This is a genomic window from Sphingobium rhizovicinum (genome assembly GCF_042647625.1).
In the GTDB taxonomy this organism is placed as follows: domain Bacteria; phylum Pseudomonadota; class Alphaproteobacteria; order Sphingomonadales; family Sphingomonadaceae; genus Sphingobium; species Sphingobium rhizovicinum.
The window spans coordinates 3115769-3133457 of record NZ_JBHRVU010000004.1; the positions used below are offsets into that span (position 1 = coordinate 3115769).

Genomic DNA, 17689 nt, shown 5'->3' on the forward strand with positions numbered 1-17689 from the left:
TGCGATCGGCTCCTTCAATCGTCAGTATAATAAGCGCTGGCCATTGAGCCATGCAGGGTTGCCCATGCGCACAGGGCAAAAGTGACATAAGGTGACATTTTCATACGCATTTTGCGCCTCTTTTGTCACTTTATCGCCCACTCCGGGCCGATCGAAACCCGTCCGCGCCGCTTAAGGCGTGAGCCTGACGGGGACTGGCGCGTTGCACAGATCCACGCCGCCCGCCGGACGATCGTAAAAATCATCCTTCCGGTTGGCGCGCAGGCGCAGATAGTCGGCGAAGCTGGGGGAGGCGACGTCCATCTGCTGGAAATGCGGCCGCTGCGCTTCGGGCAGGTCGCTGGCCAGACGCAGCGACAGGATCGGCACCTGATGCTCCTGCGGCGTATAGAAGCCCAGGTCGCCCGATCCGCGCGGCAGGCTGGACAGGCTGCTCATCCCGTCAATGATCCGGCCGACAACAGCGATATTGCGGTCCAGCTGACGCGGCGCCTGTCCGATCACCGTGTAAAGCTCCGCCCCTGTCCCCGCATCGGGCGACAGGTTGCGTCCCACCCCGACATAGCCATAGCAATGGGGCAGCCAGGCGGCGGAACCATCCATCGCCACCGGCCAGCCACCGACGAAGCCGGTCGTGGGCGCATAGGCATCGGCATAGGGCAGCGGCGTGACGGCGAGCCGTCGGTTCGTGATCGACAGCGCATAATCGTCAGGACTGGTCGGCGACAGGCCGGGCGGCATTGGCTTCTTTTCCGTCGCATCGCCCCATTGCACGACATAATTGTCCTGCACCCGGTTGATGCTGGTGCCGTCCCACCAATGCGCCTGCGCCAGCGCGCGAATATTGGCGACATGGCGGGGTGAGAAGGCCGGCGCCAACTGAATGACGATGCGCTTGCCCCCTTCGATCGTCATGATCAGCAGATCTTCCGCCGGGATCGCCTGCCAGGCGCTGGACGGCGCCTGTGCGACGACCCCGGCGGGCGTTGCAGGCGGATCAGCGGCGAAGACGGGCGTTGCGACAAGGGCGGCGAGCAGCAGGGCGCGAAGGCGATGGGTCATGCCGCGATCAGACAGGGCGCGCGGGATAATGTAAAGCCCTGCGCAATGCCCCTTGCCTCGCCGCCCGGCCCGCGATAGGGAGCCGCCTCCAGCGATATGCGGAGCGGTGGCCGAGTGGTCGAAGGCGCTCGCCTGGAAAGTGAGTATACGTCAAAAGCGTATCGAGGGTTCGAATCCCTCCCGCTCCGCCAAGTCTGCATCCCCCACGGTTCGCATACGTTCACCAAACCTTGATTTTCCGGGGTTTTTGCGCATATTCGCCTCACCCGGCGTTCCGCTTTCGTTCATGGGCGTTCACCGGCCAGCATGGTAGATGACATGGTATCGGACCATGACATCCATGGTATCGAGGGCGAGATGCTGAACGACGCGAAGATCAAGGCAGCCAAGGCGCGGGACAAGGATTACCGGCTTTCGGATTCGGGACAGCTCTACCTTCAGGTGTCGCGCGCCGGCGGGAAGCACTGGCGCATGAATTACACCTATGGCCTGAACGGCAACGGCAAGCCTGCCCAGAAGACGCTGGCCTTCGGCTCCTATCCCGGCGTCACGCTGGTTGAGGCACGGGGCAAGCGGGACGCGGCAAAGGCGATGCTCCGCGACGGCAAAGACCCGGCCGTCGAAAAGCGCATCGCCACCAAGGTTCGCGCCGAAGAAAGCGCCAACACCTTCCAGTTGGTCGGGGAACGCTGGTTCGAACTCAATAGCGGCTGGTCAATGGACAAGCTGCGCGAGTATCGCGCCGCCCATGATGGCAAATGGTCGCACCGCACCGCCCGTTTCTGGACGACAGCGGCGGCGCCATGGTCCCCTGTTCACAGCGCGGACGTCATCACCAGCCTGGAGCGCGATATTTTCCCGGAAATCGGTGATCTTCCTATCACCTCGATTCGCGCGCCGAAGCTGCTCGACGTTCTGCAAAAGATCGAGCGTCGCGGCGCGATCGAGACGGCGCACCGGCTGCGCCAGCGCTGCGCCGGGATCTTCGCCTATGGCATCGGCGGCGGCCTGTGCGAGCATAATCCGGCGGCCGGGCTGGGTGCGAACCTGAAGGACAAGCCCAAGGCCCGCAAACAACCATCGATCGTGGACGGCAAGCGCGACAACGACGCCCGAATCATCGCCGTCCGGCAGTTGCTCGTTGACTGCGAGGGCGAGCGATGCCGGGCCACGACGAAGCTGGCCATGCGGTTCATCGCCCTGACGGCAGTCCGGCCGAATGAAGTCCACGGCGCGCGCTGGGATGAGCTGCACGATCTGGATGGGCCTAATCCCACATGGATCATCCCGGCCGCCCGCATGAAGGGCGACGAGGATCGAAAAGCAGAGGTGGATGGCGACCATGTCGTCCCCCTGCCCCATCAGGCTGTGTCCGTGCTGGAGACGGCAAGGCGGGTGACCGGCGCAATGCCGCTGATATTCCCTGGCGAGCGAAACCCGCACAGGCCGATGTCAGAGAATACGCTTCGCGAGTTGCTGATTCGCTCCGGCTATGCCGGCCGGCACGTTCCCCATGGGTTCCGCGCAGCTTTCTCAACCATAATGAACGAGCGGGCCGATCGCGTCTGGCGTGAGGCCGGGCAGGTCGGGGCATCGCCCGACCGTGCCATCATCGACCTGATGCTGGCGCATATCCCGAAGGGCGCATCAGAGTCTGAGGGTGCCTATAATCGCGCTGCCTACATGCCCCGGCGCCGCGAGCTGGCGCAGGAATGGGCGGACCTTCTGATGGACGGATTCTGGGAGCCTGAAATCCATCTGGGACAACCCATCCGCTATGCGGCGACCGGGCCGGGACGAGTTTAGCTTTGTTTGAATTTCCAATCAGCCCAGCGCGATTGATTGGCGAACTCTTGCTCGAAAACATGGACCCTGCCGTCAGGCAATAGCACTGTATCGGCGTTACCAATGAAATTATCATTTACTCCATCAATAGTAACTGGCCGAACTTGACCATCATAACACAGCGCCCATGCGATGATAGCTACGCGATAAACTTCTTCGTCCCGAGTATCTCCAGCGTATAGATAATAGGTCCCTGCTGCCGCCGGCATGATTTGAAAAGCGCCCTGCTGGATTCTATCAAGATCATACGGATAGATTTCGACAGTGTCGTCTCCATCAAGCTCAACCCTCGATGTTTCGGGCTTCGCACCCTCCGCCTGCCGTGGCGGGAGAATGCGCTTGATTCGCTCAACCGGATACCACCGACCCTTAGTGTCCTGAAAAAATTTCATTGGCCATCCTCCCCTGAGCGAGCGTTTTGCTGCCGCTTATCTTCGACATTCGCGTCGCGAATGATTGACGGCCAATCATCAAGAATATCTGCCAAAGCGTCACGCTCTTCTGGCATTTCACGGAACAGCGCCCAAATGACCGAAACTACCGCCTGCTTAAGTATGCCTTCGCGCACGAACGACCTCGTCGCCAACCCGCCTATTTCCGCGGCGAAAGCCTCAGAGGCGGATTCAATTTTTTCTTCCAAATCGCTTGGATCTGACACTCGTCGTCGCTCCTCAACCTGCCGCGCGTTGGGATTCGCGCCATGCGATTATCTCGCACTCACTCCAGCGACTTGCAAAGCCCCCTGGTTTATATTGTTGTGGGAAACTGCCCCGCCTGATCAAACGATAGATCATCGTCTTTCCCAGCCCGGTCAACTCTTTGACCTCTGCAAGCGAAATGAGGCGATCAGGATTACTGGCCATTGAACGCCTCCCTGGCGCTGGTCCGCTTTTCGCGCGGCCGGCGCGGCGGAATGGATCGGATGGTCGCCGCGTACTCAGCGAACAGGATCATGACCTCTCTGATCTGGATAGCGCGTATCTCCCCCGTGCCGATTGTCCCCAGCGCTTCCATGCCGAAGCCAAGCCAGATCACGAAACGGAAGACCCCAAACGAGAATGATGGGTGATCGGCGAAAGCAGCCGCCCAGACGAACATCCAGATAGTGTAGAACCAGACGAACGCCAGCAGGCCCCATGATCCGCCCTGAGAGTAATAGGTCAGATGGCAGGCGACCAAGAACCACAGCGCGCGGTGCATAGCGTGCTGCGTCTGCCGCGTAAGCTGGCAGGCGAGGATGATCGGCGGGTGGAACAGCGTCTTGGCAAGCCAGGCATCTAGGCGGCGGAGGATGGTCATCATTGGTTCGGCTCCGCCCGTTTGAACGGGACGACATTCCCGTCATCCACTTCGTCAACCGGGAGCCCCAGCTTTGCTGCCCACGCCGTGGCGCGACGGCGCGCATCCTCTATCCCGGTAGCCATATCAGGCTCGCGCTCACCATCGGGCGTGCCGTCTGGCTTGATAACCTCAACCAAGTGGGTGAGCCATGGGATATCCGTCGACCACGCCTTGATGATGCGGATCGTCCCCTCCGCCCGGCGCCATCCTGTCGGCTCCGGCTGGGGATCGGGCAGCGGCGCCCACATGGTCGGATTGGCCTCATGGAACGCTTCATCATGCCAGCCGCCATCGCAGCGAGCCACAAGCAACCACGGCGGGCCTACGGTAGCTGTCGGATCGTAGCCCAAAATCCAGCGGTCATCATCCGGCGCTGCGCTGATGGGCCGTGGAACGCCATGCGATCGCAAAGCGTCCACCGCCTCCTTTGCCACCAGCGCCAGCGCGTCGAACAGTTTCGCCTCATTGTCGATGCAGGCAGTCAGGCAGGCGGTAACTTCGCCCAGTTCGCCAGCCTCACGATCGCCCGTTTTGGCACCCATGGCAGTTTGCATTTCGGCCAGCTTCGTCATGCTTGGCACCATGTGCCGACCGCTCGGCTTGCCGGTGATGTCGCAGGCCGCCTCCAGTCGGGCGGCGATATCGAGAAGGTCGGTCATTTCGTTTCCACCATATCCCTAACTTCGACCTTCCACTCCTGGGCGGCCTGTTCAGCTTCGATGATGGCCTGCTCGTAGCTGCGGCCGTCATGGATGGTCAGGCGATTGCCCTCGGTATCGACAACGTCGACCCAGAAGGTCATGAAGCCCCAGTCCTTCACGTCGAGCCAGGTGCCGCGTGCGCCAGTCAATTTCGCCGGTCCGTGCTGCACACCGCTGCATATCTCGACATGCGAGGCGGGAGGGCCGTCGGGGTAATAGACGATCTCAGCCATTGAGCATCTCCTGCTCAATTTCCTTCGCTCGTTCACGCACTTGGCGCCGGAGTTCGGGCGGTAGAATCTCCTTGACTGCCCGTCTGAGAGCGTCACCTTTCGCCTGCGCCATCAATTGAAACTCGCGCACTTTTGCAGCCGCAGCCCGTTGCTCCAACGAATGAATATCGCGCCCAAGATCGCGGATGGCGTCCCTGTCATTAGAGCGTTTGGTGAATATCAGAGCATCCTTTGCGCGAGTTAGGTCCGCCGCGATCTGCCGCCTTTCTGCGGCGCATTCTTGGACAGACATGGCTTCCAGGCTGACAGGACAATCTTCGCGGACGGGATCGACATCTTCCCATCTCCATTGAGTGACCCGCTCCCAGTCCACATCATTTGCCGGAGCCACACGGCACCGGCCGCGTATCCCGTCCTCCTTAACCTGCACAAGCGCGCGAGGGTTCGTAATCACAACAGGGATCTGCGGGAGGCCAAAATGTTTGGTCCATGGCCGCCCACCGCGAGCTTTAGGCATCGTCGCCCTCCAGAAGACAGGGGTAATCAGGCCGTCCCGTCTGGCAGGACAGGCAGTCGCAGGGGGTGGTGCTGGCAAGGGCAACCGGCCGGGTAAAAACGGCTGATTTCTGCGGCGTTCGGCTGGTGCTGAGCAGTGGGGCCAGCGGGGCGATTCCACTGATTTCCTTTCGGACCAAATCCACCTCTGAAAGCCTGGATTTCTGAGGGTTTCGGGCCGATTTCCTTTGCGATTCCGCTATGTTCGGATCCTGTGCCCAATTTTTGAGGTTCAGCACCGCCATCGCGATCCCTCCCAGCCTGACGCCGTGGCGCGGGTCCGGCTGGCCGATCGTGCGTGAGCCGTCGGGATGGTGGTAGACGGGGATTTCTATGATCATCGGCGTCCGAGCCTCCAGTGAGTCACTCGATCCCAGTCCACGTCCATAGCTCGCGCAAAGCGGCAACGCCCGCGAACACCATCTTCCCTGATCTGTACGAAACCCATGCGGTCTGTGATCACGAGCGGAATAGCGGGACTTCCGTCATGATGCCGCCATGGCGGTCGGTGCCTAACCTTCGGCATCGGCCACCTCCGGCTCTTCCTCATAAGCCATGAGCAACACCTTGCGTAGTTGAAGCCCGCGCTCGTCACCGCCACCCTTCACCTCATTTAGGAAGCTGGCCCATTCGCGCTGATTTCGCTTGAGAAGCGCCCGGAACATGCGGTCATGATCGAAGCCATCAGGCGGACTGATGGACAGCTTGGTCAGGGCAAGGAACATGCTCGAACCGGCGTTCAGCACCTCGCCCGGAAACGCCTCCGCCATTGTGGTGAGCGCCAGCGCGCAGACCGTCGGCCCGTGCTTGCGCAGCACCTTGGCGATGGCGCTGGTGAAGGCGACCTCGCCCGATACCCAGCTTTGCGAACCCGTCTTACGCGAGACGGTGAAGCCGGCGTCGGTGATGAGCTTCGCGACCTCGATCGCCTCGCTGTCGCCGCTGGCAAGCGCCGCGTGGAAGTCGTCCAGACGGTTCATCGGCTTGCGCGCTCTGTTCATGGCGACGAACATGGCCGCCTCGTCGGCAACACTGCCATAGACGCCAATGACGCAGGGCAGGAACGGAATGTCGCCGCGCAGGAGCGCCGCCGCCAGCCGATGCTGCCCGTCTATGACCCAGAGCGAACCGTCGTCGCGCTTTGACACCACCAGCGGCAGGCACATGCGCCAGTCCCAGCCGGTGGCAATTCGCTTGATCAGCGCCCGGCTGGCACCGTTGTCCGTCGACCGCTGATAGCTGTCGTCAAGGCGCAGTTCGGTGGGGCTGCGGTTCTCGACAGACGGCGGATTGCCCTTGGCGACCGGCCATTTCTTGGCAGGGCGCGCGGCGATCTTCACCGGCACATGCTCGGCAACTACCGCGACAGGGGTGACGGGCGTCGGCTTAGTGCCGGACCGGACCAGCATCATGCACCACCTTTGGAGCCGGACGGCTTAGGGGCACGATGCCGCCCGGCTCCGCCAGCCGCCGGGGGGATTGCGGCTGGATCTGTGTTCTTGGTCGAGACGCGCGCGATCTCCTTCATGACGATGAAGGTCGCGCCCGGCCGCTGCTTGCTCTGGCGTTCGGCTTCCTCGCCCGCCTCCCCGACTTCCTGATAGCGGAACCGGGGCAACTTCCCGCCGGCGCGAACGACGGCATAGGGATAGGCTTCACGGGATTTGATCGTCGGCGCGCTCATGCGGCGTCCGCCTGCTCGATGGCGCGGCGAAGAACGGCCTCCGCATCCTGTATCAGGCAAACGCAGGCGTCATGGTCGTTGTGGTCCACCCCTTCGGCGTGGTGCTCGATGACGCCCATCATGTCGGCGGCGCGGATCATGGACCATGCGCTGCGGGAGGATTCGATCAGCTTCGCAAGCGCGTCCTGAAGGACCTCGATACGGCGCACGTCTGGCAGCGAGCGAGACGCCAACGGCAGATCGGCAACATGGCAAAAGCGGTCGAAAGCCCGGCCGGCAGCAAAGGCCGCATCCATCTTGTCGCGGGTCGTGGCACCGGGCCGGGCGCAGACGATGTTGTGTTCAGCGACCGCAGACAGATAGGCTTCGTAAGCCGTCGTCTCTTCGGCGGTGTAATCGCGCCGGGCTTCAGTTTCGGTGGTCGGCATGACTCGCGCTCCTATGCGGCAACGGGCTTGGGAGGATTGGGGAAGAGACGGCGGACCTTGCTCAGGTCGGGTTCCGGCCTAGGCACAGGCTCACCATCGCCATCAGGATCGCCGTCATCAGGCCATGCGGAGGTCCATTCACCGCAACAGCGGGTCGAGTGCGTCACCGGCTGGTGAGATTCCGGGACGCCGTTGACAAGGAAGATCTGCGGCATGAAGTTCTGGCATGTACCCAGTTCTCCATAAGCCTCGTCTAAAGCCGGCTGGCTCATGTTACCTGGCGCCCCCGCACGCCAGTATGCGCAGCTGGAGCAGTCGTGCAGGGCTGTCATCGCGCGCTCCCCACTGAATATTGCTTGTCGACAAAGCCACCATGCCCATTGACTATGGTCGCGTTGACCCATGTCACCCGGTTCGCATCCAGCCTGCGGATATGGCCTCGGCGCAGATGCGAACGGGGTGAAACGCCACCGCCCGACCCGGCCCCCGGTAGTCCGCCAGCGCCCCGAACCTCCAGCACATGAAAGTCTTTGAGCTTCGGCTTGCCTGAACCGATCCGGGCGCGGTTCAACGCTCTGGATGCGGGGTGACGAACGGCGGAGACGTTCTTGCAGGCAAGGGCCATGCAAAGGTCGATATAGGCGTTCGCCTCGTCCATGAGGTCGGCGCGCAGATAATCCATGCTTGCGTCTCGGCCATGCTCCGCGAACATCCCAAGGATTGCCTCGGGTAAGAGTGGGACAGACTCGCACTCGAATGCGCGTTGCGCCGCCTGCTTGGTCGTTATCCGCCCTTCGCTCACCATCGCATCACGAAAAGGGCTGGTCGCGATCGGCTGGATATAGTCTCCATCGTAAGGCACGAACCCGGCAGCGGAGACAGGCATCCACGCCCGCTGAGCATCGTAATAGGGGATCGAAGCGATGACGACGCCGGGCCGGTCAATACGGGGTGCGAGCGCCTGGCACATGGGCGGCAAGTCGTCCTGCCATTCCCACGCCAGAGCTATCCGCCGAGTCGAAGGCGCGGCAGTATATTCGCTGCTACCCCATTCTTTGGTGGCCGACGAATATTCGAGAGCGACAACCGGGAACGGCGGCTTGAAGAGCATCCCGGGCACTTCCGGCCGGGCTTTCGACCGGTCCAACAGCTCGCCATTATCGCCAAGGATGAAGACTTCCGCTTGCCGCAATTTCTCCGCGATGTAGCGCATGCCGGCGCGCGTTCCCGGCGCGCCTGGACAGGGATAGTCCATCAGTTGCACGATCGCCTTCGTGGTATAGTTGAGAGCCTGTGTCATAGCGTCACGCCCTCCAGAAGGTTGGGCACGGCTTTGAGAAGCTTTCCGCCGCGTACGATCGCGGCGTCGGCGAGCGCACATGCTTCCCGCATGATTTCGTGATGATCGAAGTCCGATAGCGGCCCATCTTCGCCCAGCCCGGACAGGTCCAGCTTCACCAAGCTGTCCGAAAGATCCCGCGCCGGCAGCGCGATTACCACGGCGATAGCCTTGAGCAGCACGGCGCAGAGCGCGTCGTTCTGAGCATCCGAGAAGTCTTCAGGCTGGGCGTCTACAGCATGCTGGGCATCGGAAACTGCCTCCATGGCCTGCGACCAGATGGCATCAAGCGGATGCGGCTGCTTGAGGATGATCCAAGACATCGCCTCAGCCCTCCGACCAGTTGAGATTGCTCAGGAGAAGGTCCAACTCACCCATATCGTCGGGAATTTCGACCCCAAGGAGGCGGCGGGCCTCGTTGCAGAGATCGACATGATCGCCCCGCTCGCGGCCCCAGCTAAACCCGATCAGATATTTGATCGCGAATTGAGCAAGAGTTTTTGCCGGCATGCGGATTAGATAATCCTCAGCGTTACAGCGGATATCTTGCAGGCGTTCGGCCTCGCCGTTGATCGCGTCAGGCACCCGCGCGCCACCGGCCTTCTCTACCTCGTTGGCAGGCCCCCATACGCGGCGGTCATAATCGCGCTCAACGAGTAGGGCAGCCCGCACTGCGCCCAATGCCTCGGTCCAGCCCTTCGGAAGTTGCCGATATAGGTCGGCTAGTGTTGGCTGGGCCTCCATGAGGCGGCGAAGGCCGTCCTCCCCGATCGGGGCAAATACCAAGGTCGTATCATCCAGTCCGGCATGCTCTACGTGCAGCCGGATCAACATCTTGGCGATGATGTCTGAAATGGATGAAGCAGGGAATTCGGCGATTTCATTCGCCACGACCTTGTAATGCTCGCTTTCCATGTCTTCGGTGATGGCGTTCGTATAATCTCTGATCAGGCTCATGAGGCGGAAATCGGTGCCGAACGGCATCGACGGCAGCTCGAAAACCTCAGTTCCCACGTCGAGATTGTCCCAGCGCTTGAATGCGAAGGCCATGGCTCAGGCCCTCCCGACAAGGCGGTTGGCGTCAGCTGCCAGGGCAAGCATGCGGCCTTCGGCCGGAAAGCCATCCCACGCAGGGTTGCTGCCAACCATGGCTGCGAATTTGCGCAAAAAGCCTTCCGCATCGGCTGGCTGCCAGCGGTCGAGACGCTCCATTGCGAAATTGAACTGATCTTCAGACACCGCGCTGCCGTTGAAACGCGCTTCGATTTCCCAATAGTCGGCGGCTGGATCGTTGATCGGGCCGCAGGCAAACATCGGTGGCGCGCCCACGGCGGGGGTGGCGACGATCGGCGCGGCAATGGCCGCTGCCAGAACTTGACGACGAGTGGTCATGTCACTTCTCCTTGGGGAAGCGCGTGAAAGCGATGAAAATCTGGAAGCCGAGCCATTCGATTTCGAAGCGCCATCCGTCTCCGCCGCGCTCATCTTTGGTCGACGTGCCGCCCCAATATCCCCAGTCATACCAAGGCTCGATGGCGGCGATGAAGTTGCGGAGGCTACGCATAAGGCGCGCCCTCCCCCATGATCTGACGGTGATAGTCGCGCAGAATATCGCGCTCGTTGATCATCGCGGTCTGGTCGGCGCCGTACTTCGGCGGCAGCCGATAATGCATCGGATCCTGCCGTTCGTCTTCGACGTTCCCGCCGGCCGGATCATCGTCCTCAAGATCGCAGTCGCCGTCATGGGCATCCAAAAGACTGATCAGGTGTTCAATCTCGTCTTCGATCTGCTGGCGGTTCAGCAGGACGTGGTGGATTTGCGCGCGGATCGCCATGTCAGCGGCCCTCATCTTCAATCAGATAAATCGGCCCCGTCGGCTGGATCACGCGCGCCGCTAGAAATGCGAGGTGGACCGTGGCGTGACGGACATTGGCGACCCAGTAGGAGACATCCGACCGTCTTCCGAGATAGACCGACCATGCACGGTTGACGTCGATGATGTCCCGCTGGCGCGGCTGCTTACGGGGGCGGGCCATGTTAGCGGCCCTCCCGATCGGCGATCATGTCGCGCATCACGGCCACGTCGTTCCGGATCGACTGGCCCAACTCGGGCCAAAGAGCGGCAACCTCCTTCACTTCGGCCGGAAACCGACCTGCGATCGAGCCGCTGATGCTGATAAGCGCGGTGTGGACAGCGGAAAGCAGGCGCGCGGCATCGGCGTTGTCGCCCACATCCATGTCTTTGATCTGATCCGCCATCAGGCAGGCGTGGCCAGCCAGGATCACAAGGTCACGGTCTGAACCGTCAGGAACAGCATCGAGCAGTCCCAGATGTCCTTCACGAACAGCATCGTATGATTTCTGGTAGATCGACCGGAAGCCACGGAAAGCGCGGCTTTGGTGGCGCTCTGCCGACATGCAATAGCGATCAGCCTGGCCGATCAATCCACATATCGTGCTTACGTCTGATAGGCGCAGTTCTTCGTTCCGCGAAGCGTCATCGCTCCGCGCCGTGGTGGCGTCGGCCATTTCTGGGGTCTCCGTGTCTAAATGACAGGGGTTGCCCACGCGGACGCCCTGCCTGCATCACCGTCTTCGGCCCGCAGGCGATCAGGTGATGAGGCATTACGTAAATGCTCTCCTGTTACGTGTCAAACGTAAATATTACGTTTAAAACGTTATATGCCGAACAATTCCTTCGTCGGTATTACGCGATGGATGTGGGCGACACGCTCCATCGGCACTGAAAATCGGATTTCAGGTCGATATTGCTCCAACTCCAGATGCGATCCCGTCCGCCTGACAAGCGTTTTGATCAGCCCAGTTGAGATATGCGGCTCTTCGTCAGAATTGACTAATTGCACCACGACATCATCGCCTATCGCTGGAGGCCTGCGGGTGTCTACGAACAATGGATCGCCTGGCCGATATCGCGGCTCCATTGATGATCCAGAAACGTAAAGCGCATATATCTTCGCATTAAGAGATACTCCTGGCGGCCTTCGCGCATAGGTGATCACCTCACCCATCTCAAACAGCGTCTGCTCTACAAACGCTGCATTCCCCTTGTCGTCAAACTCAATATCTGCGGCCAATGCAGACCCAAAAACCTCGATATCACGTGCCATAAATGCAGCCATGCCCCGCGGCACATCTGACAAATCTGTTTCATGTGACATGATCTGGGCCGCAGTCGGCGGCTTTGGATCGGTGGTTGGGATTACCCGCGGCTCATCCTTTTGTTCGCGAGCCCAGTTTATGTATTGCGTATGAGTCCAAGCCTGCGGCTGCGACAGTGCAAACAACTCTTCTACTCGTATCGGCGGGGCGCCCTTCCCGACCATGGCTTTCGCCAACCGCTCTGCGATCGATGCGTTAAGCGGATTAACTGAGTAGTCCGGACTGAACATCATCTGGACACTCGACGGACCTTTGTAACCCGCTGCCCTCGCAATCTCGGAAAGTGTCATCCCAGACCGATCGCGGAGTTCGCCGAGAATTTCGCCAGTGGTTTTCGTGCTCATACGCCCTCTTACTTCATTGACGTTACGCTTTAAACGTTGACGTTCTTTACGGTGCGAGCGTAAACAGACCGTTATGTCCATCCGATCCGTCATCGACCGCCTCGGCGGCATCAGTGCAGTAGCGCGCGAACTGAACCATAAAAATGTTACCACCGTTCAAGGTTGGTGTGAGCGCGACATTCTGCACCCTAGGCGCCAACGTGAAGTGCTGGATTTGGCCGACAGGCTAAACGTAGCTGTTGATCCTCTGGAGTTGATTCCCGCCTCAACCGAGGCGGAGTGATCGCCATGACGGGGGAACGGCGCCATGCCGGTAGCCGAAGGGACCGCCTAAGCGACGTTGAATTTCGTCGCCTTGTAGATGAACTCAAATCGCGCGTGCCGGTGTCGAGTGTGGTCGGCCGGGCCGTTAAGCTGCGCAAGGCTGGTCATGATCTGGTTGGCCTATGCCCTTTCCATCAGGAGAGATCCCCCAGCTTTACGGTGAACGACGCCAAAGAGTTTTATCATTGCTTTGGCTGCGGCGCGCACGGCGACATCATCCGCTTTGTCATGGATCGGGAGGGCTGTGGCTTCCGTGAAGCCTATCAACGGCTGGCGAGCGATGATCTTCCGACATGGACGCCGTCAGAGCGCGCCAAGGCGCAGGCAGAAGCGCAACTGGAGGACTTGGAGAAAGAGAAGGACGCTAGGCGCTTTTACGCGGAGGCCCAGCCGATCGCGGGCACGCCGGGCGAAATCTACTTTCGCGCCCGCGCCATAACCATCGCGCCGCCTCCATGCGTCCGGTTCGGCATGGTGCCGTCGTGGCGCAACAAGGAAACCGGGGAATGGGGCCGCAAGCGCCCCGCCGTGATCTGCGGGGCGCAGGACGGCACCGGCGCGATCGTCGGCATCCAGCGCATATTCTTCAAGAATGACGATCCCCGGCTGGGGAAGAAGGACTGCAAATTGAGCCTCGGCACGATCAAGGGATCGGCTTTGCAGCTGGCTCATGGCGAACGCACCATCATCTTGGCCGAAGGGCCAGAGGATGGCCTGTCCATCATGCAGGAAGGGCCGGGCCTGCCCGTTTGGGTTCCGTTCGGAACCAGTATGATGCCCGCCGTCGATTACCCTGCGTCGGTACGGCGCGTCATTATCGCGGGCCAAAACAATACGGCTGGCCGCATCGCTGCGAACAAGGCGGCAATAGCCCTGGCAGAGCGTGGGCTGGAGGTTTCCTTCGTTTGGCCGGATCGCCGCTATGACGACTGGAACGACCAGTTGCGCGGGGTGTCGGCACATGGCTGATGGCTTCGCTGTACAATTCGCGGAGGCGGAGCCCGCCGCTCCCCAGCCGCTCGACCTGCGCGGCGCGATGGCCGATGCCGTCGAGTATCCGATCAACGCCCTCAGTCCGACTTTGCGGGACGCCATCTTCGCGATCGAGGCGATGGCGCAAGTTCCGCTGTCCCTCGCTGCGCAATCCGTCCTGTCGGCTGCCTCGCTTGCAGCACAAGGGTTTGTGAACGTGGAGACTATCACCGGCAAGATCGTGCCGGTGTCGCTGTTCCTGTTGAGCATCGCCGCGTCAGGCGACCGGAAATCGACTTCCGATGGTTTCGCTATCAAGCCGGTGAAGGAACGCGAGGAGCAGCTCGCGATGCACTTCGAGCAGAGCAAGCACGAATACACGATCGAGGACGCGGCCTACAAAGCCGCGACCACGAAGGCCAAGAACGGCGCGAACAAATCCCGCGATGACATCCGCCGGGAACTGGAGTCCGTCGGCAAGCCGCCCATCCCGCCGATCCAGCCGCTCTTGACGGTGGATGAGCCTACCGGCCCCGGCATGCAGCGCCTGTTTGCCGAGGCTATGCCAGCGCTCGGGCTATTCTCTGACGAAGGGGCGACGTTCCTTGGCGGCTGGTCGATGCAGGAGGAAAATCAGGCGGCGACCGGGGGCATGCTGTCCAAGTTATGGGATGGGTCGCCGATCAAGCGCGTGCGCGCCGACAAGGAGAATGGAACCCAGATCCTCTATGGTCGCCGCCTTTGCCTTCACCTGATGGTGCAGCCGGACATTGCAGGCAAACTGTTGGGCAATCCGGCCGTGCGCAATCAGGGGCTGTTGAGCCGCATCCTCGTCGCCGCGCCAAAGAGCCTGAAGGGTAGCCGCTTCTGGGTGGAGCCGAGCGACAAGCACCGCGCCGACTTGGCGAAATACCACCAGCGGCTAGGCCGCCTACTGTCTACCGAGTTCACCTTCCGCGACCCGCAAACTCGCGCCCTGGACCTCCAGATCATCAACCTTACGCCAGAGGCAAAGGCGAAGCTGATTGAGTTCAGCGACCATTGCGAGCGCCAGCTCGGCCATGGCGGGCCATATGAGCAGATTGCCGATTTTGCCTCAAAGATGACCGAGAATGCGACGCGCCTGGCGGCGACGATCAGCTATTTCGAAGGCGGTTCAAAGGCGCTGGATGCCGGCCTTAGCGTTCAGGCGACACAGGCAGGCATTGCGCTGATGGAGTTCTACGCCAGCGAAGCTGCGCGCCTCTACGGCACGTCCGCGCTGGATGATGATATGGCCAATGCCGCGACCTTGATCGAATGGATCAGAAAACGCGATCTACCAGCCGTAGGACTTCGCTTCCTTAACCGGCGCGGGCCGACGCAGGTTCGCAGCGCCGCCAAGCTCAAGCGCGCGGTCGATAACTTGGTCGAATACCGCCATCTGGTTCCGATCAAGGATGGCGCGATGCTCGATTTGGAGGGCAAGCCCAAATTCTATGCCGAAGCCTTCACCGTCGTTCCCGTGGGAGCCGAATGATGGCCGAAGACCTCTTTAGCGCCGGCTTCGCCTGGGACGATGTCGCGGACGATGCGACACATGTTGCGACACATGAAGGGCAGTATCGCGCCGCATCGGCGCGCATCGTGTCGCAAACGGCTGCGACACCCATTGCGACGGCAGAGGCCCAGTCATTTTCCGGGGATTTCGGCTGGTCCGACGGTACTGTCGCAGGTGTCGCAAGTGTCGCAGACGATCAAGATGGCACCGGCATGTCGCAATTTGGCGATCCGCCGCCTGCGACACCTGTTGCGACACCTGAAACGGCGGATTTCCTAGGTGTTCGCAAGGAAATGGCTCCGCCGGTCGCAGATGTCGCAAGTGTCGCAAATTGGACCGCAGCCATAGACCGCGCGGCACGGCGCGGCTGCCCGCCAGCCATGGCGGACGCAGCATGGCGGGGGCTTCTGATGGATGCCCGGATGACGGTGCAGAACTGGGGATCAGACCTGATTACGCTCGGCTGGTCCACGCTGGATGTGTTTGGCGCACCGCTCCAGCCGCAACATCGTCGCATCGATGTCGCAGGACTTGTTGTGATGCTTCGGGGTCGCCCCGTAGAGGCCATTGACCGGGACACGGCGCTGATCCGGGCTACGCCGCGCGACACGCTGACATTTCACCGCGCGCTCATCGCCGTGGGGGGAGTTCCGTTTTGGGATTGGGCTACCACCAGCGGGGCAGTCGGGATGGCGGGCGGGGGTAGCGCGCTAAGCGCTTACCCCCGACCTCCCCGCCATGTCAACCCCGACGAGGGGGAAGGATAGGCAGATGCTCAAATTCGACATTCGCGAGATGGCAACGCCCGGCACCGTGCTGGAAATTGATCGGCAAAAGTTCTTCCTGACGGCTCTGGAGCCTTACACCCGCAAGGACGGCTCAGCTTCCTACATTGTGCATTGGGAGGCGGAGTGCGCGAGGTGCGGTGAAGCCTTCGAAGATCTGACGGGACTGACGGGCCGCTTTCCGCGACGGCGTTGCGAGACATGCCGGAAGGTCGCGCGAGGCCGGATCACGAAGCGCGGGAAGCGGGTGCAGATCAGGGTAATCCCGGCATGAGGAACCGCCGCACCACCCCGGCCGACGTCGTTGCATCCCTGACGGCGGTAAAGCTCCTGATCAAGGGAATGAACGGTGCCATGCCCACGCTGGCGGCCGAAATGCGCAGGGATGCCTGCGAGCGCATCGATGACGTGATTGACGATATTGGAAGGATGAAGCGGTGACGGATCGATGGTGTATCTTGCGGACGAACGGCCAGAAAACGCTGCCGCTGCTGGACATGTTGACGAGCGAAGGGTTCGAAGCCTGGACGCCCCGGCGCATAGTGCGTCGCCCAGCGCCGGGGCAAGGTCGCCGGCTGGTGATGGGACAGACGCGGCGGAAGATCGAAGTGCCGGTGCCGATCCTCTCCGGTTTCGTGTTTGTGCGGGAAGGCTCGGAGGATGATCTGGCCCGCTTCGCGTGCAGCCCAAGGACATCGCATCTGCCATTCCGGGTGATGCAGCGCTGCGGGCACGCCGCACTTGTGAGCGAGCGCAGCGTCGCCGGGCTGCGGGAGGCCCAGAGCATCGCGGATGCCGAGACGCAGGCGGAGCGTGATGCCGAGACGCGGGAAGAAGCTGTTCGCGCCCGCGCTGAACGCCTAGGGACCGAACGGGCACGGCGCAAAGCGCTGCGGCAAGTGCGCAAGTCGTTCGCACCTGGCGATAGGGTCACGGTGTCCGACGTTTCTGCGCTGGCCGGACTGGAGGGCTCTATCACGGAGAGCCATGGCACAAGCGCAGTGATCGACTTTGGTGGAATTCATACCATGACCGTAGAGGCTTGGCGCATCCTGCCGGTTGTGTTACGCATCGATCAACCTTAATTGGGTGCCGCTGCCATAGCAGCCGACGGGGCTAGACGATCTGGGGCATTGACCCTTGCGCTCCCCGACCAAACTATCGGGCGCCGATGGGCGTTCGATAGGCATGCAGCGCAATGTTCAAAATTCAGTTCCCGCTCTGGCTGGTTTGTCCCCGTGTCCGCACGGTTCCAGTTATCGGGATTGGTGACGCGGCGGCGTGGATAGACACGCGGCGAAGCAAGATGGAGCGGACTGGCCGCAAGCCCATAGGGGCGGTTCATCGCGGGGTTA

29 protein-coding genes and 1 tRNA gene are annotated in these 17689 nt (G+C 61.4%); 9 read left to right on the forward strand and 21 right to left on the reverse strand.

The features are described 5' to 3' along the window. Positions 1 to 171 precede the first annotated feature (171 nt). The gene (locus tag ACFOKF_RS16340) at positions 172 to 1062 is read right to left on the reverse strand and encodes a peptidylprolyl isomerase (RefSeq protein WP_380796974.1); all 891 of its coding nucleotides are present in this window, start codon (positions 1060 to 1062) and stop codon (positions 172 to 174) included. A 100-nt stretch (positions 1063 to 1162) separates the two neighbouring features. Here ACFOKF_RS16340 and ACFOKF_RS16345 point away from each other — a divergent pair. Beyond that, positions 1163 to 1253 (forward strand) — tRNA-Ser (locus ACFOKF_RS16345). 115 nt (positions 1254 to 1368) lie between these two features. Next, on the forward strand, positions 1369 to 2868 hold the full coding sequence (locus tag ACFOKF_RS16350; protein ID WP_380796975.1) for a tyrosine-type recombinase/integrase: 1500 nt from the start codon (positions 1369 to 1371) through the stop codon (positions 2866 to 2868). Here ACFOKF_RS16350 and ACFOKF_RS16355 read toward each other — a convergent pair. From ACFOKF_RS16355 to ACFOKF_RS16450, 20 genes are all read right to left on the reverse strand, one after another. Continuing rightward, positions 2865 to 3299, reverse strand: coding sequence for a hypothetical protein (locus ACFOKF_RS16355; protein WP_380796976.1), 435 nt, complete (start codon positions 3297 to 3299; stop codon positions 2865 to 2867). The two genes, ACFOKF_RS16350 and ACFOKF_RS16355, sit on opposite strands and share 4 nt — an antisense overlap. Continuing rightward, a complete protein-coding gene (locus ACFOKF_RS16360; RefSeq protein WP_380796978.1) occupies positions 3296 to 3565 on the reverse strand; it encodes a hypothetical protein in 270 nt (89 codons plus the stop codon). The genes ACFOKF_RS16355 and ACFOKF_RS16360 overlap by 4 nt, the downstream gene beginning before the upstream one ends. Positions 3566 to 3578: 13 nt before the next feature. Then, positions 3579 to 3770 carry a helix-turn-helix transcriptional regulator gene (locus ACFOKF_RS16365; RefSeq protein WP_380796980.1) on the reverse strand — a complete coding sequence of 64 codons (192 nt, stop codon included), beginning with the start codon at positions 3768 to 3770 and terminating at the stop codon, positions 3579 to 3581. Then, positions 3760 to 4209 (reverse strand): hypothetical protein, encoded by a 450-nt coding sequence (locus ACFOKF_RS16370; RefSeq protein ID WP_380796981.1) that lies wholly within the window; start codon positions 4207 to 4209, stop codon positions 3760 to 3762. The genes ACFOKF_RS16365 and ACFOKF_RS16370 overlap by 11 nt, the downstream gene beginning before the upstream one ends. After that, positions 4206 to 4907 (reverse strand): hypothetical protein, encoded by a 702-nt coding sequence (locus ACFOKF_RS16375; protein ID WP_380796982.1) that lies wholly within the window; start codon positions 4905 to 4907, stop codon positions 4206 to 4208. Before ACFOKF_RS16375 ends, ACFOKF_RS16370 begins: the two co-directional genes overlap by 4 nt. After that, entirely contained in the window at positions 4904 to 5182 is a 279-nt protein-coding gene (locus ACFOKF_RS16380; RefSeq protein WP_380796984.1) for a hypothetical protein, read from the reverse strand. Before ACFOKF_RS16380 ends, ACFOKF_RS16375 begins: the two co-directional genes overlap by 4 nt. Then, complete coding sequence (locus tag ACFOKF_RS16385; RefSeq protein WP_380796986.1) at positions 5175 to 5699, reverse strand: hypothetical protein; 525 nt, start codon at positions 5697 to 5699, stop codon at positions 5175 to 5177. Before ACFOKF_RS16385 ends, ACFOKF_RS16380 begins: the two co-directional genes overlap by 8 nt. After that, the gene (locus tag ACFOKF_RS16390; protein WP_380796987.1) at positions 5692 to 6078 is read right to left on the reverse strand and encodes a hypothetical protein; all 387 of its coding nucleotides are present in this window, start codon (positions 6076 to 6078) and stop codon (positions 5692 to 5694) included. The genes ACFOKF_RS16385 and ACFOKF_RS16390 overlap by 8 nt, the downstream gene beginning before the upstream one ends. A 171-nt stretch (positions 6079 to 6249) precedes the next feature. After that, positions 6250 to 7149 (reverse strand): DUF6551 family protein, encoded by a 900-nt coding sequence (locus tag ACFOKF_RS16395; RefSeq protein WP_380796988.1) that lies wholly within the window; start codon positions 7147 to 7149, stop codon positions 6250 to 6252. Next, positions 7146 to 7421 (reverse strand): hypothetical protein, encoded by a 276-nt coding sequence (locus tag ACFOKF_RS16400; protein ID WP_380796990.1) that lies wholly within the window; start codon positions 7419 to 7421, stop codon positions 7146 to 7148. Before ACFOKF_RS16400 ends, ACFOKF_RS16395 begins: the two co-directional genes overlap by 4 nt. After that, entirely contained in the window at positions 7418 to 7849 is a 432-nt protein-coding gene (locus ACFOKF_RS16405; protein WP_380796992.1) for a hypothetical protein, read from the reverse strand. The genes ACFOKF_RS16400 and ACFOKF_RS16405 overlap by 4 nt, the downstream gene beginning before the upstream one ends. 328 nt (positions 7850 to 8177) lie before the next feature. After that, on the reverse strand, positions 8178 to 9113 hold the full coding sequence (locus tag ACFOKF_RS16410) for a hypothetical protein (RefSeq protein WP_380797888.1): 936 nt from the start codon (positions 9111 to 9113) through the stop codon (positions 8178 to 8180). 32 nt (positions 9114 to 9145) lie between these two features. Beyond that, positions 9146 to 9511, reverse strand: coding sequence for a hypothetical protein (locus ACFOKF_RS16415; protein ID WP_380796993.1), 366 nt, complete (start codon positions 9509 to 9511; stop codon positions 9146 to 9148). A 4-nt stretch (positions 9512 to 9515) separates the two neighbouring features. Continuing rightward, positions 9516 to 10238, reverse strand: coding sequence for a hypothetical protein (locus ACFOKF_RS16420; protein WP_380796995.1), 723 nt, complete (start codon positions 10236 to 10238; stop codon positions 9516 to 9518). 3 nt (positions 10239 to 10241) lie between these two features. Next, positions 10242 to 10580, reverse strand: a complete 339-nt coding sequence (locus ACFOKF_RS16425; RefSeq protein WP_380796997.1) for a hypothetical protein — start codon at positions 10578 to 10580, stop codon at positions 10242 to 10244. Between the two features lies 1 nt (position 10581). Further along, entirely contained in the window at positions 10582 to 10752 is a 171-nt protein-coding gene (locus tag ACFOKF_RS16430; RefSeq protein ID WP_380796999.1) for a hypothetical protein, read from the reverse strand. Continuing rightward, positions 10745 to 11023, reverse strand: coding sequence for a hypothetical protein (locus tag ACFOKF_RS16435; protein ID WP_380797000.1), 279 nt, complete (start codon positions 11021 to 11023; stop codon positions 10745 to 10747). Before ACFOKF_RS16435 ends, ACFOKF_RS16430 begins: the two co-directional genes overlap by 8 nt. A gap of 1 nt (position 11024) precedes the next feature. Then, the gene (locus tag ACFOKF_RS16440; RefSeq protein ID WP_380797002.1) at positions 11025 to 11225 is read right to left on the reverse strand and encodes a hypothetical protein; all 201 of its coding nucleotides are present in this window, start codon (positions 11223 to 11225) and stop codon (positions 11025 to 11027) included. A 1-nt stretch (position 11226) separates the two neighbouring features. Further along, the gene (locus ACFOKF_RS16445) at positions 11227 to 11718 is read right to left on the reverse strand and encodes a hypothetical protein (RefSeq protein ID WP_380797003.1); all 492 of its coding nucleotides are present in this window, start codon (positions 11716 to 11718) and stop codon (positions 11227 to 11229) included. Between the two features lie 149 nt (positions 11719 to 11867). Further along, complete coding sequence (locus ACFOKF_RS16450; protein WP_380797005.1) at positions 11868 to 12713, reverse strand: LexA family transcriptional regulator; 846 nt, start codon at positions 12711 to 12713, stop codon at positions 11868 to 11870. Positions 12714 to 12786: 73 nt separating this feature from the next. Here ACFOKF_RS16450 and ACFOKF_RS16455 point away from each other — a divergent pair, with 73 nt between their 5' ends. Genes ACFOKF_RS16455 through ACFOKF_RS16485 form a run of 7 tightly spaced genes read left to right on the forward strand, consistent with a single transcriptional unit; the run spans position 12787 to position 17419 of the window. Beyond that, positions 12787 to 12996 carry a carph-isopro domain-containing protein gene (locus ACFOKF_RS16455; protein ID WP_380797006.1) on the forward strand — a complete coding sequence of 70 codons (210 nt, stop codon included), beginning with the start codon at positions 12787 to 12789 and terminating at the stop codon, positions 12994 to 12996. Positions 12997 to 13001: 5 nt separating this feature from the next. Further along, complete coding sequence (locus tag ACFOKF_RS16460) at positions 13002 to 14006, forward strand: CHC2 zinc finger domain-containing protein (protein ID WP_380797008.1); 1005 nt, start codon at positions 13002 to 13004, stop codon at positions 14004 to 14006. Next, positions 13999 to 15528: a YfjI family protein gene (locus ACFOKF_RS16465; RefSeq protein ID WP_380797010.1), complete on the forward strand. Its 1530-nt coding sequence runs from the start codon at positions 13999 to 14001 to the stop codon at positions 15526 to 15528. The genes ACFOKF_RS16460 and ACFOKF_RS16465 overlap by 8 nt, the downstream gene beginning before the upstream one ends. After that, positions 15525 to 16316 carry a hypothetical protein gene (locus ACFOKF_RS16470; RefSeq protein WP_380797012.1) on the forward strand — a complete coding sequence of 264 codons (792 nt, stop codon included), beginning with the start codon at positions 15525 to 15527 and terminating at the stop codon, positions 16314 to 16316. The genes ACFOKF_RS16465 and ACFOKF_RS16470 overlap by 4 nt, the downstream gene beginning before the upstream one ends. Before the next feature lie 4 nt (positions 16317 to 16320). Further along, positions 16321 to 16608 (forward strand): hypothetical protein, encoded by a 288-nt coding sequence (locus ACFOKF_RS16475; protein ID WP_380797014.1) that lies wholly within the window; start codon positions 16321 to 16323, stop codon positions 16606 to 16608. After that, positions 16605 to 16775, forward strand: coding sequence for a hypothetical protein (locus ACFOKF_RS16480; protein WP_380797016.1), 171 nt, complete (start codon positions 16605 to 16607; stop codon positions 16773 to 16775). Before ACFOKF_RS16475 ends, ACFOKF_RS16480 begins: the two co-directional genes overlap by 4 nt. A 17-nt stretch (positions 16776 to 16792) precedes the next feature. Further along, positions 16793 to 17419 carry a hypothetical protein gene (locus tag ACFOKF_RS16485; RefSeq protein WP_380797017.1) on the forward strand — a complete coding sequence of 209 codons (627 nt, stop codon included), beginning with the start codon at positions 16793 to 16795 and terminating at the stop codon, positions 17417 to 17419. The last annotated feature ends 270 nt before the right edge of the window (positions 17420 to 17689 follow it).

What these genes read in the sequence shown, in the direction of transcription:
- ACFOKF_RS16385 (WP_380796986.1), bottom strand. Translation starts at nt 5,699, where the DNA reads ATGCCTAAAGCTCGCGGTGGGCGGCCATGGACCAAACATTTTGGCCTC.
- ACFOKF_RS16400 (WP_380796990.1), bottom strand. Translation starts at nt 7,421, where the DNA reads ATGAGCGCGCCGACGATCAAATCCCGTGAAGCCTATCCCTATGCCGTC.
- ACFOKF_RS16470 (WP_380797012.1), top strand. Translation starts at nt 15,525, where the DNA reads ATGATGGCCGAAGACCTCTTTAGCGCCGGCTTCGCCTGGGACGATGTC.
- ACFOKF_RS16390 (WP_380796987.1), bottom strand. Translation starts at nt 6,078, where the DNA reads ATGATCATAGAAATCCCCGTCTACCACCATCCCGACGGCTCACGCACG.
- ACFOKF_RS16365 (WP_380796980.1), bottom strand. Translation starts at nt 3,770, where the DNA reads ATGGCCAGTAATCCTGATCGCCTCATTTCGCTTGCAGAGGTCAAAGAG.
- ACFOKF_RS16435 (WP_380797000.1), bottom strand. Translation starts at nt 11,023, where the DNA reads ATGGCGATCCGCGCGCAAATCCACCACGTCCTGCTGAACCGCCAGCAG.
- ACFOKF_RS16415 (WP_380796993.1), bottom strand. Translation starts at nt 9,511, where the DNA reads ATGTCTTGGATCATCCTCAAGCAGCCGCATCCGCTTGATGCCATCTGG.
- ACFOKF_RS16455 (WP_380797006.1), top strand. Translation starts at nt 12,787, where the DNA reads ATGTCCATCCGATCCGTCATCGACCGCCTCGGCGGCATCAGTGCAGTA.
- ACFOKF_RS16380 (WP_380796984.1), bottom strand. Translation starts at nt 5,182, where the DNA reads ATGGCTGAGATCGTCTATTACCCCGACGGCCCTCCCGCCTCGCATGTC.
- ACFOKF_RS16465 (WP_380797010.1), top strand. Translation starts at nt 13,999, where the DNA reads ATGGCTGATGGCTTCGCTGTACAATTCGCGGAGGCGGAGCCCGCCGCT.
- ACFOKF_RS16375 (WP_380796982.1), bottom strand. Translation starts at nt 4,907, where the DNA reads ATGACCGACCTTCTCGATATCGCCGCCCGACTGGAGGCGGCCTGCGAC.
- ACFOKF_RS16460 (WP_380797008.1), top strand. Translation starts at nt 13,002, where the DNA reads ATGACGGGGGAACGGCGCCATGCCGGTAGCCGAAGGGACCGCCTAAGC.
- ACFOKF_RS16430 (WP_380796999.1), bottom strand. Translation starts at nt 10,752, where the DNA reads ATGCGTAGCCTCCGCAACTTCATCGCCGCCATCGAGCCTTGGTATGAC.
- ACFOKF_RS16370 (WP_380796981.1), bottom strand. Translation starts at nt 4,209, where the DNA reads ATGATGACCATCCTCCGCCGCCTAGATGCCTGGCTTGCCAAGACGCTG.
- ACFOKF_RS16340 (WP_380796974.1), bottom strand. Translation starts at nt 1,062, where the DNA reads ATGACCCATCGCCTTCGCGCCCTGCTGCTCGCCGCCCTTGTCGCAACG.
- ACFOKF_RS16450 (WP_380797005.1), bottom strand. Translation starts at nt 12,713, where the DNA reads ATGAGCACGAAAACCACTGGCGAAATTCTCGGCGAACTCCGCGATCGG.
- ACFOKF_RS16405 (WP_380796992.1), bottom strand. Translation starts at nt 7,849, where the DNA reads ATGCCGACCACCGAAACTGAAGCCCGGCGCGATTACACCGCCGAAGAG.
- ACFOKF_RS16420 (WP_380796995.1), bottom strand. Translation starts at nt 10,238, where the DNA reads ATGGCCTTCGCATTCAAGCGCTGGGACAATCTCGACGTGGGAACTGAG.
- ACFOKF_RS16395 (WP_380796988.1), bottom strand. Translation starts at nt 7,149, where the DNA reads ATGATGCTGGTCCGGTCCGGCACTAAGCCGACGCCCGTCACCCCTGTC.
- ACFOKF_RS16445 (WP_380797003.1), bottom strand. Translation starts at nt 11,718, where the DNA reads ATGGCCGACGCCACCACGGCGCGGAGCGATGACGCTTCGCGGAACGAA.
- ACFOKF_RS16425 (WP_380796997.1), bottom strand. Translation starts at nt 10,580, where the DNA reads ATGACCACTCGTCGTCAAGTTCTGGCAGCGGCCATTGCCGCGCCGATC.
- ACFOKF_RS16440 (WP_380797002.1), bottom strand. Translation starts at nt 11,225, where the DNA reads ATGGCCCGCCCCCGTAAGCAGCCGCGCCAGCGGGACATCATCGACGTC.
- ACFOKF_RS16480 (WP_380797016.1), top strand. Translation starts at nt 16,605, where the DNA reads ATGAGGAACCGCCGCACCACCCCGGCCGACGTCGTTGCATCCCTGACG.
- ACFOKF_RS16350 (WP_380796975.1), top strand. Translation starts at nt 1,369, where the DNA reads ATGGTAGATGACATGGTATCGGACCATGACATCCATGGTATCGAGGGC.
- ACFOKF_RS16475 (WP_380797014.1), top strand. Translation starts at nt 16,321, where the DNA reads ATGCTCAAATTCGACATTCGCGAGATGGCAACGCCCGGCACCGTGCTG.
- ACFOKF_RS16355 (WP_380796976.1), bottom strand. Translation starts at nt 3,299, where the DNA reads ATGAAATTTTTTCAGGACACTAAGGGTCGGTGGTATCCGGTTGAGCGA.